This window comes from Curtobacterium sp. 1544 (assembly GCF_040544915.1).
GTDB classification, from domain to species: domain Bacteria; phylum Actinomycetota; class Actinomycetes; order Actinomycetales; family Microbacteriaceae; genus Curtobacterium; species Curtobacterium pusillum_C.
Genome location: NZ_JBEPKX010000001.1, coordinates 117,520 through 131,208 on the forward strand (window position 1 = coordinate 117,520; position 13,689 = coordinate 131,208).

Annotated in this window: 11 protein-coding genes; 2 read left to right on the top strand and 9 right to left on the bottom strand. The window is 69.7% G+C overall.

The features are described 5' to 3' along the window. Positions 1 to 10: 10 nt before the first annotated feature. Complete coding sequence (locus ABIC61_RS00595; protein WP_354028411.1) at positions 11 to 1,105, bottom strand: SDR family oxidoreductase; 1,095 nt, start codon at positions 1,103 to 1,105, stop codon at positions 11 to 13. A gap of 36 nt (positions 1,106 to 1,141) precedes the next feature. Continuing rightward, a complete protein-coding gene (locus ABIC61_RS00600) occupies positions 1,142 to 1,540 on the bottom strand; it encodes a DUF3253 domain-containing protein (protein ID WP_144751519.1) in 399 nt (132 codons plus the stop codon). 68 nt (positions 1,541 to 1,608) lie between these two features. Here ABIC61_RS00600 and ABIC61_RS00605 point away from each other — a divergent pair, with 68 nt between their 5' ends. Beyond that, positions 1,609 to 2,946: an alpha-amylase family glycosyl hydrolase gene (locus ABIC61_RS00605; protein ID WP_354028412.1), complete on the top strand. Its 1,338-nt coding sequence runs from the start codon at positions 1,609 to 1,611 to the stop codon at positions 2,944 to 2,946. A gap of 86 nt (positions 2,947 to 3,032) precedes the next feature. On the opposite strand, the gene mmsB is transcribed toward ABIC61_RS00605, so the two are convergent. The 3 genes from mmsB to chvE all read right to left on the bottom strand — a co-directional run bounded on the left by mmsB (position 3,033) and on the right by chvE (position 6,985). After that, positions 3,033 to 4,214 carry a multiple monosaccharide ABC transporter permease gene (gene mmsB, locus ABIC61_RS00610; protein WP_144751522.1) on the bottom strand — a complete coding sequence of 394 codons (1,182 nt, stop codon included), beginning with the start codon at positions 4,212 to 4,214 and terminating at the stop codon, positions 3,033 to 3,035. Beyond that, positions 4,201 to 5,754, bottom strand: coding sequence for a multiple monosaccharide ABC transporter ATP-binding protein (mmsA, locus tag ABIC61_RS00615; RefSeq protein WP_354028413.1), 1,554 nt, complete (start codon positions 5,752 to 5,754; stop codon positions 4,201 to 4,203). Before mmsA ends, mmsB begins: the two co-directional genes overlap by 14 nt. Before the next feature lie 103 nt (positions 5,755 to 5,857). Next, a complete protein-coding gene (gene chvE, locus ABIC61_RS00620; RefSeq protein ID WP_144751528.1) occupies positions 5,858 to 6,985 on the bottom strand; it encodes a multiple monosaccharide ABC transporter substrate-binding protein in 1,128 nt (375 codons plus the stop codon). 180 nt (positions 6,986 to 7,165) lie between these two features. Between chvE and ABIC61_RS00625 the strand changes: the two genes are divergently transcribed. Next, a complete protein-coding gene (locus ABIC61_RS00625; protein WP_144751531.1) occupies positions 7,166 to 8,215 on the top strand; it encodes a LacI family DNA-binding transcriptional regulator in 1,050 nt (349 codons plus the stop codon). A gap of 140 nt (positions 8,216 to 8,355) precedes the next feature. Here ABIC61_RS00625 and ABIC61_RS00630 read toward each other — a convergent pair whose 3' ends face one another. The 4 genes from ABIC61_RS00630 to ABIC61_RS00645 are packed head-to-tail and all read right to left on the bottom strand — an operon-like array spanning position 8,356 to position 13,599. Further along, positions 8,356 to 9,309 (bottom strand): carbohydrate ABC transporter permease, encoded by a 954-nt coding sequence (locus ABIC61_RS00630; RefSeq protein WP_144751534.1) that lies wholly within the window; start codon positions 9,307 to 9,309, stop codon positions 8,356 to 8,358. 3 nt (positions 9,310 to 9,312) lie between these two features. Beyond that, complete coding sequence (locus ABIC61_RS00635) at positions 9,313 to 10,266, bottom strand: carbohydrate ABC transporter permease (RefSeq protein ID WP_144751537.1); 954 nt, start codon at positions 10,264 to 10,266, stop codon at positions 9,313 to 9,315. A 23-nt stretch (positions 10,267 to 10,289) separates the two neighbouring features. Further along, positions 10,290 to 11,597, bottom strand: a complete 1,308-nt coding sequence (locus tag ABIC61_RS00640; RefSeq protein WP_354028551.1) for an ABC transporter substrate-binding protein — start codon at positions 11,595 to 11,597, stop codon at positions 10,290 to 10,292. 4 nt (positions 11,598 to 11,601) lie between these two features. Next, positions 11,602 to 13,599, bottom strand: a complete 1,998-nt coding sequence (locus ABIC61_RS00645; protein ID WP_354028414.1) for a glycoside hydrolase family 127 protein — start codon at positions 13,597 to 13,599, stop codon at positions 11,602 to 11,604. Between the last annotated feature and the right edge of the window lie 90 nt (positions 13,600 to 13,689).

A 13,689-nucleotide genomic window follows, 5' to 3' on the forward strand; every position in this document is an offset into this window, starting at 1 on the left:
CAGATCCGGGTCAGGGGATGAGCCGGTCGGCGCGGTAGCGGTCGAACAGTTCCGCGAAGGCACGCTCGGTCCGTCGGAAGGCGGTGAACCCGGCGTCGCGGCTCTTCCCCATGTCCGTGACGACCTCCATCGCGCGACCGAGGTCCGCGTCGGTGTGCCACCACGAGGCGAGCCGGGCGATGTCCCGCTCGGCGAGCCCGTGGCGGTCGGCGATGCCCGCCCACTCGGACTCGTACGGCGCCATCTGCTCCTCGAGCGGACGGACGGTGCCCTCGTACCCGACGACACGGGCCGGGTCGACACCGAGGTGCTCGGCCAGCCGCGGCCACATCCACCGCCACCGGAAGACGTCTCCGTTCACGATGTTGAACGCCTCGTCGGCACCCGCCGGCGTGGTCGACGCCCAGACCATGTGCTCGGCCAGGATGCCCGCGTCGGTCATGTCGGTCAGGTCGTTCCACTGCGCCGCGCTGCCCGGGAACACGAAGTCCAGGCCGAGTTCCTTCGCCAGCGTCGCCTGGACCGCGATCGTCAGGCCCATGTTCATGGCGTTGCCGACCGCATGACCGATCACCGTGTGCGAGCGGTGCACCGACCACGTGAAGCCCTGGCGCTCGGCGGCGGCGAAGAGCTCGTCCTCCTGCGCGTAGTAGAAGTTCGGGGTGTCGAGCCGCGGTTCCTCTTCGTGGAAGGGCGTGTCCGGCATCTCGCCCGCGGCGTAGGCCTCGAACGGGCCCAGGTAGTGCTTGAGGCCGGTGACGAGCGCGACGTGCTCGAGCGGTGCGTGGGCGAGCGCGGCCAGGAGGTCCCGGACCATGCCGCCGTTCACACGGATGTTCTCTGCCTCGGTCTCCTGCCGCTGCCACGCGGTGAAGAACACGTGCGTGGGGCGCTCGTCGGCGAGGGCGGTGCGGAGCGAGTCCGGGTCGCGGAGGTCCGCGGCGACGGTCCGGACTGCGTCCCGGGCGAGCGGACGTCGGGAGAGGGCCGTCACCTCCCACCCGAGGTCGAGCAGGTGCTCGACGAGGGCCGAGCCGGTGATGCCGCTGGCACCCACCACGAGGGCTCGGGGACGGTCGGTGGACGGTTCGATCGCTGTGGTCATCACCGGGTCCAACGTCGCTGGGCGACAGGTGTTCCCTCAGCGCGGTCGGCGGATACGGATCGGGCCCTTGGCGGTCGACGGGTCGACGACGCTGCCGTGCTGCGTGATCTCGACCTCGCCCCGGGCGACCATCCGGCGGGCTGCCCGGCGAGCGGGCTCCATGAGCGGGCGCCAGTCGTCGGGGTCGATCGAGCGGGCGACCTCGGACGGGCAGATGCTCGACGTGCGCGCCCGTGCGGCGAGCAGTTCGTCGATGCGTCGTTCGAGTGCGTGGTCGGTCGCGTCGACGCCGTGCTTCCGGCAGGCGCCTGAACACCACTTCGCCTCGGGTGCGGCCGACGAGGGCATCCGGCGTCCGCACGAGGCGCAGGTGCGTTCCGCGTGCGCCGAGTCCGACGCGTCGGCGTCCGCTGCGGTCCTGATCGCTCGTCCCATGCGGCCCATCATCGTCTGCGCTGTCCGGTTGCGCGCACAGCACAGGTCCGGCTGGCACGATCGTGGCGGTGAGCACCGACACTGCACCCGATCGCCCGCGCGAGCCCGCCTGGGTGGAGCACGTCATGTGGTGGCACGTCTACCCGCTCGGGTTCGTCGGTGCCGACGTCCGGCCGGACACCCCCGTGGACGGCCGCACCCTCGACCACCGGCTCGGCCGCCTCGAGCCCTGGCTCGACCACGTCGTGGACCTCGGCCTGAACGGGCTGCTGCTCGGGCCGGTCTTCGCGAGTTCGACGCACGGGTACGACACGGTGGACCACTTCCGGATCGACCCGCGCCTCGGCGACGACGCGGACTTCGACCACCTGGTCGCCGCCGCACACGAACGCGGTGTCCGGGTCCTGCTCGACGGCGTCTTCAACCACGTCGGTCGGGAGCACCCGGCGTTCCGCGCCGTCGAGGAGCAGGGTCCGGACGCGCCGACGGCCGAGCTGTTCGCGATCGAATGGACCGGGTGGTCGCCCGGGGACGACGTGCCGGTCGGACTGTTCGAGGGGCACGACATCCTCGTCGCGCTCGACCACGAGCGTCGCGCGACGGAGGACCTCGTCGTCGAGGTCATGACGCACTGGCTCGCACGCGGGGCCGACGGGTGGCGACTGGACGCGGCCTACGCGGTGCCGGCGACGTTCTGGGCACGGGTGCTCCCGCGGGTCCGGGAGCGCTTCCCGGACGCGTGGTTCACGGGCGAGGTCATCCACGGGGACACGGCTGCGTTCGTCCGCGACTCGAGGATCGACTCGACCACGCAGTACGAGCTCTGGCAGGGCATCTGGCACGGCATCGCCGACGGGAACTGCTTCGAGCTCGCGCACGCCGTCGAACGGCACGACGCGCTGCTGGTCGCGCAGGCACCGAGCACGTTCGTCGGCAACCACGACGTCACCCGCATCGCGAGTGCGGTGGGGGAGCGGTTCGCCGCCCACGCCGCCGCGGTCCTGTTCACCGTCGCCGGCACCCCGAGTGTGTGGGCCGGCGACGAGTACGGCTGGACCGGGGTGAAGGAGGAGCGCCTCGGTGGTGACGACGCCGTCCGCCCGGAGTTCCCCGCCGTGCCGCCAGAGCCCGTGGAACTCACGCACGCGTACGAGGCGCTCGTCGCGCTCCGTCGGCGGAACCCCTGGCTGCACCGCGCCCACACCGACGTCGTGCACCTCACGAACACCGCGATCGTGCTGCGGACCGCGACCGCGGAGCACGCGGTGGTGACCGCCCTGAACCTGGCGGACGATCCCGTTGACCTGCCCACGGCGGGTGCGACGCACGTGGAGGCGGGCGGTGCCGACGTGCAGAACGGGACCCTGCGCCTCCAGGCCGGCGGTTGGGCAGTTCTCGCGGACTGAGGGAGCAGGAATCGTCGAGTCGCGGAAGGCGACCCGACGATTTCTGCTCCCTCGACGGCCGGACGACGACGACCGGACGTCCGCGCCTACTTGCGCGCGGACGCCGCCCGGCGCTTGTTGAACACGTCGAACGCGACCGCGGCGAGCAGCACCAGGCCCTTGATGAGCGACTGGTACTCCGTGCCGATGCCGAGGATCGACATGCCGTTGTTCAGGATGCCGATGATGAGACCACCGACGATCGCGCCGGGGACGGTCCCGATGCCGCCGGTGACGGCCGCGCCACCGATGAACACGGCCGCGATGGCGTCGAGCTCGAACCCGTTGCCCGCTCCCGGAGCCGCCAGGTTCAGCTGCCCCGTGAACACCACGCCTGCCAGCGCTGAGATGACCCCCATGTTGACGAAGAGCAGGAACGTGACCCGCTTCGTCTTCACGCCCGAGAGCTGCGCGGCGAGGGCGTTGCCACCGATCGCGTAGATGTGGCGGCCGAACACCGCGCTCCGCATGACGACCGAGTAGATCACCACGAGGGCGCCGAGCACGACGAGCACGATCGGGGTGCCGTTGTAGCTGGCGAGCAGGAGCGCCACGTAGACGACGAGGGCGACGGTGAACGCGAGCTTCACGATGAACCAGGCGAACGGCTCGCTCTCGAGCTGGTACTTCCGGCGGGTCGCCCGACCACGGAACGACGTGATCACGAGGACGATCGCGGCCGCGAAGCCGAGGATCATCGTGAGCGGCTCGTAGCCGGTGGTGCCGAACGACGGCAGGAAGCCGGAGCCGAGCGAGCGGAAGCCCTCCGGGAAGGGCGAGATCTGCTGGTTGTGCAGGACGATCTGGGCGGCACCGCGGAAAGCGAGCATGCCCGCGAGCGTCACGATGAACGCCGGGATGCCGAAGTAGGCGATCCAGAACCCCTGCCAGGCACCGACGAGGGCGCCGACGACCAGGCAGAGCACGACCGCGACCGGCCAGGGCAGGCCCCACTGCGTGATCATGACGCCGGCCATCGCGCCCGTGAAGGCGACGACGGACCCGACGGACAGGTCGATGTGGCCGGCGATGATCACCATCACCATGCCGATGGCGAGGATGAGGATGTAGCTGTTCTGGACGATCAGGTTCGAGACGTTGATCGGGGCGAGGGTGATGCCGTTCGTCGTCACCTGGAAGAAGATGACGATGACGATCAGCGCGATGAACAGGCCGATCTGTCGGAGCTGCCCGGTGAGGTAGCCGGCGGCGGACTTAAGCGCGTTCATTGACAGGGGTCTCCCGTTCCTGGGTCATGTACTGCATGAGGACCTCTGGTGTGGCCTCGGAGCGGGGCACGTCGGCGGTGATCGTGCCCTCGGAGAGCGTGTAGATGCGGTCGCAGATGCCGAGCAGCTCGGGGAGCTCGGAGGAGATCACGATGATCCCCTTCCCCTGGTCCGCGAGCTGGTTGATGATCGTGTAGATCTCGTACTTGGCACCGACGTCGATGCCGCGCGTGGGTTCGTCGAGGATGAGCACGTCGGGGTCGGCGTACATCCACTTCGACAGGACGACCTTCTGCTGGTTCCCGCCGGAGAGCTTCCCGGTCACGACGTCGACGTTCGGCGCCTTGATGTTGAGGCTCCGGAGGTACTGCCCGGCGACCGTCGTCTCCTGGGACGCGTTGACGAAGCCCCAGTTGGCGAGCTTCCCGAGCGCCGACCCGGAGATGTTCCGCTTGATGTCGTCGATGAGGTTGAGGCCGTAGCGCTTCCGGTCCTCGGTGACGTAGGCGATGCCGTGGTCGATCGCCTGCGTGACCGTGTGGGTCTTGATCGGCTCGCCGCGCTTGTACACGGTGCCGCTGATGCCGGCGCCGTAGGACTGCCCGAACACGCTCATCGCGAGTTCGGTCCGTCCGGCGCCCATGAGCCCGGCGATGCCGACGACCTCGCCCGCGCGGACGGAGAGGTTCGCCTGGTGGATGATCTCGCGTGAGGAGTCGAGCGGGTGGTGGACGGTCCAGTCCTCGATGCGCAGGAGCTCCTCGCCGATCTGCGGGTCATCGCGCGAGGGGTACCGGTTGGACAGGTCACGACCGACCATGCCGCGGATGATCCGGTCCTCGGAGACGTCGTCGGCGCGCATGTCGAGCGTCTCGATCGTCTTGCCGTCGCGGATGATCGTGACCTTGTCGGCGATCGCCTTGATCTCGTTGAGCTTGTGGCTGATGATGATCGCCGTCATGCCCTCGGCCTGCAGCGACCGGATGAGGTCGAGCAGGTGCGCGGAGTCGTCGTCGTTCAGCGCCGCGGTGGGCTCGTCGAGGATGAGGAGCTTCACCCGCTTCGACAGCGCCTTCGCGATCTCGACGAGCTGCTGCTTGCCGACGCCGATGTCCACGATCTTGGTGACCGGGTTGTCCTTGAGGCCGACGCGCTGCAGGAGCTCGGCGGCCGCCAGGTTCGTCTTGTTCCAGTCGATGAAGCCGGCCCGCGACTGCTCGTTGCCGAGGAAGATGTTCTCGGCGATCGACAGGAACGGGCTGAGGGCGAGTTCCTGGTGGATGATGACGACACCCGCGGCCTCCGAGCCGTTGATGTCGCCGAACTCCACGGGGGAGCCGTCGATGAGGATCTCCCCGTCGAAGGACCCGTGCGGGTAGACCCCGGACAGCACCTTCATCAGGGTGGACTTGCCGGCGCCGTTCTCGCCGCAGATCGCGTGGACCTGCCCGCGCTCGACCTCGACCGAGACCCCTTGGAGTGCCTTCACGCCGGGGAACGTCTTGGTGATGTCCCGCATCTCGAGGATGGTGTCCGCCATGCGGACCGCCTTTCCGTCGTGCGCGCGTGCGCGCGCTGAGGAGGCGGACTGGAGGCACGGGGCGGGGTCGACCCGCGCCTCCAGTCCGACGGATGGGTTGCGACTACTTCAGGTCGGCTTCGGTGTAGTAGCCCGAGTCGACGAGGACTTCCTTGTAGTTGTCCTTCGTGACGACCGTCGGCTGGAAGAGGTAGGTCGGGACGACCTTGACCTTGTTGTCGTAGCTCTTCGTGTCGTTGACCTCGGGCTTCTTGCCCGTGAGCAGGTCCTCCGCCATCGTCACGGACTGCTTCGCGAGCTTGCGCGTGTCCTTGTAGATGGTCGAGTACTGCTGGCCGGCGATGATCGACTTCACGCTGGCCTGCTCGGCGTCCTGACCGGTGATGGTCGGAAGCGGGCGGTCACTCGATCCGTACCCGGCACCCTGGAGCGCCGAGATGATGCCGATCGACATGCCGTCGTACGGCGAGAGCACGCCGTTGAGCGTCGTGCCGCCCGAGTAGGACTTCGCGATCAGGTTCTGCATGCGGGCCTTGGCGGTCGCCGGGTCCCACTGCTGCGTCGCGGCCTGGGAGAGCTGGTCCTGGCCGGACTGGATCTTCAGCGTGCCGTCCTCGAGGTACGGCTTGAGGGTCTTCATCGCACCGTTGAAGAAGAAGCCCGCGTTGTTGTCGTCGAGCGATCCGGCGAAGACCTCGATGTTGAACGGTCCCTTCTCGCCGGTCTTCTTGCCGTCCGCGTCGAGGACGCCGAGGCCGGTGAGCAGGCTGTTCGCCTGGTCGACGCCGACCTTCTCGTTGTCGAACGAGACGTAGTAGTCGACGTTCTTGTTGCCCGTGAGCAGACGGTCGTACGAGATCACCTTGATGCCGGCCTTCGCGGCGGCGTCGAGCTGGTCGGAGAGTGCCCCGCCGTCGATCGACGCGATGATGAGGACCTTCGCGCCCTTCGTGATCATGTTGCTGACCTGCTGCGCCTGCTGCTGGACCTTGTTGTCGCCGTACTCGAGGTCGACCTTGTAGCCGGCCTTCTCGAGGTCGCTCTTGACCGCGTTGCCGTCCTTGATCCAGCGTTCCGAGACCTTGGTCGGCATCGCGACGCCGACGAGGGCGCCCTTGTTGTCGGTGCTGCCGCCGCCGTCGGTGGACGCACGGCCGCCGGCCGAGCAACCGGCCAGGGCGATGGCGATGCCGAGGGCGGCGACGCCCGCGACGATCTTGCGCTTCATCATCGAAGTACCTCAGTTCCTGCGCGTCGACGTCGACGCACTCGGGTGCCGGGGCTGCTGTGCCCCGCGGGATTTGCTCGTGTGAGCGCTCACATACTGTGGGTTCCGTGACGGGGTGTCAACTCATCGTGACCGTTTCGCGATCTTGTCGCGTCGGCCGGACTGCGCGGTACGGTTGGCCTCGTGACGACCACGACCGCGCTCGGGGACGCCGGCGGCAAACGTCGCAAGGCCCCCACGATCTTCGACGTCGCCGAGCGCGCGGGCGTCTCCCACCAGACCGTCTCCCGGGTGATCAACGGCGACCCGACGGTCCGTGAGCAGTTCCGCGCCCAGGTGTCCGACGCCGTCGCCGCACTGGGGTACCGCCCCCGTGCCGCGGCCCGGGCGCTCGCCGGGGGACGCAGTCGCGCGCTCGGCATCATCACCGCGGGCGACGCCCTGTACGGACCGTCGAGCACCGCCATCGGCTTCGAACGGGCAGCCCGGTCGGCCGGGTACCACGTGCTGCTCTCGACGTTGCCCGACGACCCCCGTCCCGTCGACCTGTCGAACGCCCTCGTGACGCTGCTCGCCCAGGACGTCGCCGCGATCGTGCTCGTCGCCGCCGACAACCGGGTGCTGGACGCCCTCGCCTCGCTGACCGTCCCGGTCACGGTGCCCGTCGTCGTGGCGAACGCGGTCCAGCGCGACGCCGCCCGAGCTCCGGTGGCACCCAGCGTCGCCGCGGTCGCGATCGACCAGTCCGCCGGCGCGGAACTCGTCATGCGGCACCTGTTCGACCACGGGCACCGGCGGATCGTGCACATCGCCGGACCAGCGGTCTCGCAGGAGTCCGAGGTGCGCCGGGTGACCTACGAGCGGATCATGCGCGACGCCGGGCTCGAACCCGTGGTGCTCGACGGTGACTGGACCCCGGCCAGTGGTTTCGCGGCCGCCCGGACCATCGACGTCCACACCGTCGACGCGGTGTTCGCCGGGAACGACCAGATGGCGCTCGGGGTGCTGCACGCCTTCGCCGACGAGGGGCTCCGGGTACCGGACGACATCGCGGTCGTCGGGTTCGACGACGTCCCCGAGGCCGCGCACTTCACCCCGCCCCTCACCACCGTGCGCCAGGACTTCCGGGCGATGGGCGAACGCGTGCTCGACACGGTGCGGGCGCTCGTCGAGGGCGAACCCCGCGACGAGACCCTGCTCCTGCCCGAGCTCGTGGTGCGTCGGAGCGCGTAGCGGCGGCGAGGCGCACGCAGTGTGCGAGGTTCCGCGCTCGGTGCGGGGTTTGCGCCGTCCCACGGTGCTCGGAACCTCGCACACTGGCGGCGCCCCCTCGCACGGTGCGAGGGGGGCGCCGCTCCGAGCCGACCCGACCGTCAGCCCTTCAACGCACCCGACGACAGGCCCGCGACGTAGAACCGCTGCAGCCCGACGTAGAGCGCGATGCACGGGATCATCGCCACCACCGACCCGGCGACGAGGTTCCCGTACGACACCTGCCCGTACGCGCCGGTCTGCAGGTTCAGCAGCGCGACGGGCAGCGTGTAGAGCGAGTCCTTCGTCAGGAAGGTCAGCGCTCCGAGGAACTCCGTCCACGACGCCAGGAACGCGTACAGTGCGGCGGTGGCGGCCCCGGGCAGGAGCAGCGGACGGAGAACGGACACGACGACCCGGAAGCGGGACGCCCCGTCGACGAACGCCGAGTCCTCGAGCTCGGTCGGGATCGACTCGAACGCGTTCCGCATCACGAAGACCCCGAACGGCAGGTTCACGGTCGTGTAGAACAGCACGAGCCCGAGCAGCGAGTTCGTGAGCTTCATCGCGTTCAGCTCGAGGTACAGCGGCGTCAGGATGGCCTGGAACGGCACCATCATCGTCAGCAGCACGAGTCCGAACACGAGCCCCGACCCGCCGAACCGGAAGCGGGCGAACCCGTACCCGGCCATCGTCGCGATGACCGCGGTCAGGACGGCCGTCGACACCGAGACGATCACCGAGTTGAACACTCCCGTCAGCAGGTGCGACGACGAGCTGAACACGGCGCTGAAGTTCTGCCAGCCGAGCTGGAAGAAGGTCGCCGGGTCCGGTGCCTGCGTGATCACGGCCTCGGGTTGGAACGCCCGCAGGATCGACCAGACGAGCGGGACGCCGAACACGAGCGCCGAACCGATGCCGGCGATCGCGTAGAGCGTGCGCTTGACGGCGGTGTCGCGCGGGTGCTGCACGCTGCCCTGGTGGTGGCGCCGCCTGCGCCCGTCGCCGCCGGTCGTGAGGGTCCGCGTGGACAGGTCCGGGGCGGCGAGCGAGGCCCGCGGTGTCGTGGTGCTCATGGCTCAGTCCTTCTCTCGGAGTGCCCAGAACTGGAACACCGTGACGGCGGCGATGACGATGACGAGTGCGATCGACTGGGCGGTCGCGGCTCCGAGCTGCAGGTTCACGAACCCGCGGTTGTAGATGGCGTTGACGATGGTGGTGGTCTCGGTCCCCGGCCCGCCCTGGGTCAGGATGTAGAACTGGTTGAACGCCAGCAGCGACCCGATCACCGAGATGATCACGCTGAGCGCGACCGTCGACCGGATCATCGGGAAGGTGATGAGCCGTTCGGTCTGCCACCACGACGCGCCCTCGAGCTGCGCGGACTCGTACACCTCGTCCGGGACGCCCTGCATCGCGGACATGAGCAGCACCATCGTCAGCCCGGACACGGCCCAGACGACGAGCACGCAGATGAGCAGCGTCGCGAGGGGGCCGTTCACGAGCCAGGCGGTACTGCCGTCGGTGATGCCGAGCCAGCGGAGCACCATGTTGACGGCGCCGGAGTTCGGCTGGGCCTCGAGCACGAGCATGAACGACAGCGTGGTGAGCCCGACGACGTACGGCAGGAAGAACACCGTCCGGAGCAGGGTGCTCCCGCGTCGCCGCGCACGGACCAGGACGGCCAGGAAGTACCCGAGCGCCAGGATCGGCAGCGTGACGATCGCCGTGTACAGCAGCGTGTAGCCGATGGCGTGCACGAACGTCGGGTCCTGGAACAGCGTCGCGTAGTTCTGCAGGCCGATGAACCGGTACGGGCCGATCAGGGGCCAGTTCGTGAACGAGATGTACAGCGCGAACACGAGCGGGGCGAGGACGAACACCGCGACGAAGAGGATCGCGGGGGCGACGAGCACGGCGCCGGTGCGCGGCGGGTGCGTGAGCGAGTTGCGGGTCCGGACCGGGCCGCGGCCCACGGTGGGTCGGCCCGCACCGGTCCGGCCGGCGGAGCGCCGGGTGGAGATGGTGGTCATGTCTGCACCTCTCTGTGCAACGGTCAGGCCTGGACCTGGTCGAGGATCCGCTGGTACTCGGACTGCGCGGTCTTCATGGCCGCGGCGGCTCCCGAGCCGAACACTGCCTGTCGGAACATCGCGAAGTACGGCGACGACGGCTGGTTGTTGAGCAGGTTGTACGCGAGCGTCCGCGGCGCGTAGCCCTTGTCGATGGCGTCGAGCGGGCCGAACGCGAGCGGGTACTGCTTCCGGTACTCCGGGGTCGCGGCGTCCGACCGGGTCGGGAAGTACCCGCCGTCGGGGAGCGCCTGCTGCTGCTGCAGCCCGTTCGCGTACTGCATGAACGCCCAGCCGCCGGACGGGTTCGCCGCCCCGTTCGGGATGCACATGTTGTCGCCGCCGTCGAAGAACGACCGCTTGCCGTCCCACGACGGGATGAGCACCGTCCGCATCTTCGCCCGCATCGCCTTCGTCGCGGCCGGGACCGTGGCGCCGTACGAGGTCGGGAAGATGCCGACCTTGCCGGCTCGGAAGTCCGCGCCCCACGTGGTGCCCGCGTCGGAGTACGTCGCCTTCGAGAGCACGCCGTCCTTCCACAGCTGCCGGTAGAACTCGAGCATGCGTTCGAGGGCCTCGTTGCCGGTGATGTTCGCCTGCTGGGACCCGACCTCGCCGGACATCATGTCGACGCCGGTGGCCCAGACGTGCGGCTGCGTGACGAAGCCGATGATGCCCGCGGCGTTGCCGGAGATCGACCAGCCGTAGACGTCGTCGCCGGTCTTCCGGATCGCCTTCGCCGCGGCGAGCAGCGAGTCGAGGTCCTTCGTCGAGTCCGCGACGTCGAGTCCGGCCCGCTCGAACAGCTCCGTGTTGACGAACAACTGCGAGTTGTCCGCCAGGTACGGCAGCCCGTAGTACCGGTCCCGGTACTCGAGCAGCCGCAGATGTCCCGGAGAGATCGCGTCGAAGTAGTCCAGGCCCTTGACGACGTCGGTGAGGTCGGCGAACGCCTCGCGGAAGATGAACAGCTGCGAGTTGATGTCGTCGATGTCCACGACGTCCGGCGGCTCACCGCCACGGATCGCGGTCGCGAGCTTCGTCACGTACTGCCCGTCGGGCACCGGCGTGAGCTCGACCTGCAGCTTCGGGTTCGCCTTGTTGAACCCGGCGACGGCCGCCGTGAGACCGGCCTGTGTCGCCGACCGGCACCAGACGTGCACCGTGCCGGTCGCGTTCCGGCCGAACGACGCCGCCTTCGCGTCGACCTTGGGCAGCGTGCCGGAGCAGGCCGCCAGGGTGAGGGCCGCCCCGCCGGCGAGACCGCCGGCGAGGAACGCTCTGCGCAGCATCACGTCACCGCGCCAGCGGGAGCCAGACGCGCATCGGCGCGGCGCCGCGGTTCGCCCAGGCGTAGTAGGGGACCGCAGTCGCGGTGACCGCCTGGAGGCCCGTGGCGGGGCCCGCAGCGCCGGCCGCGTCGTCGACGCTGGTGGCGTCCAGAGCGTGATCCGCGCCTCCCGGCCCGTCCAGTCGTCGGTACGGCCACGCTGCCTGCACGTGCTCGGCAGGCGCACGACCCGGAACGCGCAGCGTGACGATGCCGTCGAGCAACCCGTCCTGGCGGTCCTCGGTGATCGTCGCGTCCGCGTCGACCGTCAGGTCGTCGACCGTGAAGCCCTGCTGGTCCGCCTGCTCGACCGCGTACACGAGCGGGCCGCGCTCGATCGCGACCTGCCCGCGGGCGGCGTCGATCCGGGTGTCGGCGACGTACCGGTGCGGCGTCGTGTCGAAGGCGAGCTCGACGGTGTCGCCGGCGGTCCACTCGCGGTCGATGACGTGCAGCGTGCCCGGCGCGGGGCTGTCCGTGCCGTCCGGACCCGTGACCTTCGTGGTGTCCGACCACGCGGGGATCCGCAGACCGAGGGCGAGCGGGCCGTCCTCGGTGACCGTGACGCGCACGTGGCCGTCGTGCGGGTAGCCGGTCTCGACGTCGACCCGGCCGAGCGACGCTGTGGCGTACTGGTGCAGCTGCAAACCGCCGTCGGTCGCGGTCGCCAGGTAGCCGTCCAGGCTCGCGAACGTCCGCATGATGTTCGGCGGGCAGCACGCGCAGTCGAACCAGCCGCGGCGCCCGTGCGCGGGGGAGCGGTTCTCGTCTTGGTGGGCGTGGTCGCGCTGCTGCAGCGGGTTCACGTAGAAGTACTCCGTGCCGGCCAGGCTCACCCCGGCGAGGAACGCGTTGTACAGCAGGCGCTCGATCGCGTCGGCGTACTCGGGCTTGCCGGTCGCGAGCAGCAGGCGCCAGGCCCACTGGATGCCGCCGATCGCCGCGCAGGTCTCGGCGTAGCCGCGGTCGGTCGGGAGCTCGTACGGGTCGCCGAACGCCTCCCAGTCCCAGCGGGCACCGAGGCCGCCCGTGATGAACGCCTTCGTCGCGAGCATGTCCGCGAACTGCCGCTCGCTCGCCGTCAGGAGTTCGGTGTCGCCGGTCTCGATCGCGACGTCGACCGCTCCGGCCGCCAGGTACACGGCGCGGACGGCGTGCCCCTCGACGGTCGTGGCCTGTCGACTCGGCACGCGGTCGGAGAAGTACGTCGGTTCGCCGCCGGCCCGCTCGATGATGCCGTGCCCGCGGGCGTCCACGAACCAGTGCGCGAGGTCGAGGTAGTCGCGGTCGCCGGTCTCGCGGTAGAGCTCGACGAGGCCCATCTCGACGACGGGGTGGCCGTCGACGTCGGTCTTCTTGCCCGGCCCGTCACCGAACGTGCGGACGAGGTGGTCGGCGTTCTTGACCGCGATGTCGAGCAGACCGGTGTCGCCCGTCGCCCGGTGCTGCGCCACGGCGGCCTGGTACAGGTGCCCGGCGCAGTACATCTCGTGGCTCCACTTGAGGTCCGTGTACCGCTCGCCCTTCCCGCGGATCTGCTGCACGGAGTCGAGGTAGCCGTCGTCGGCCTGCGCCTGGGCGTAGAGGGCGGTGACCTCGCGCTGCAGTTCGAGCAGGTCCTCGGACGGGGCGCGGCCGTACTCCCACGCCACCGCCTCGAGCCACTTCGTCACGTCGGAGTCCATGAAGATCGGGCCGGTAGCCTCGCCCTCCTCGAGCCCGGCGGCGATCCGGAGGTTCCGGAAGTTCCCCGCGGCCTCGAGCAGGGCGTACCCGCCGCGGATCGCGTCACGGCCGTTCCGCTCCTGCCGGAGGGCCCAGAAGCCGCCGGTGATCCGGGCGTCGCCGGTCGGAAGGGGCCGGAGCGTGAGGTGCGCGTCGGCGGTCGGGAGGACCGGGGTCGCGGTGTGCGCGCGGCTGGTCGCGGTGCGCGCGCGGCTGTCGGTCGCGGGTGGGGTGGTCATGTCGCCTCCTTGCGATGTGACTGGTCCGTCGGCCGGTCCGTCGATCGGTGCCGGAAAACGGTTTCTGGCGGGGACGCTACGACACGTCTG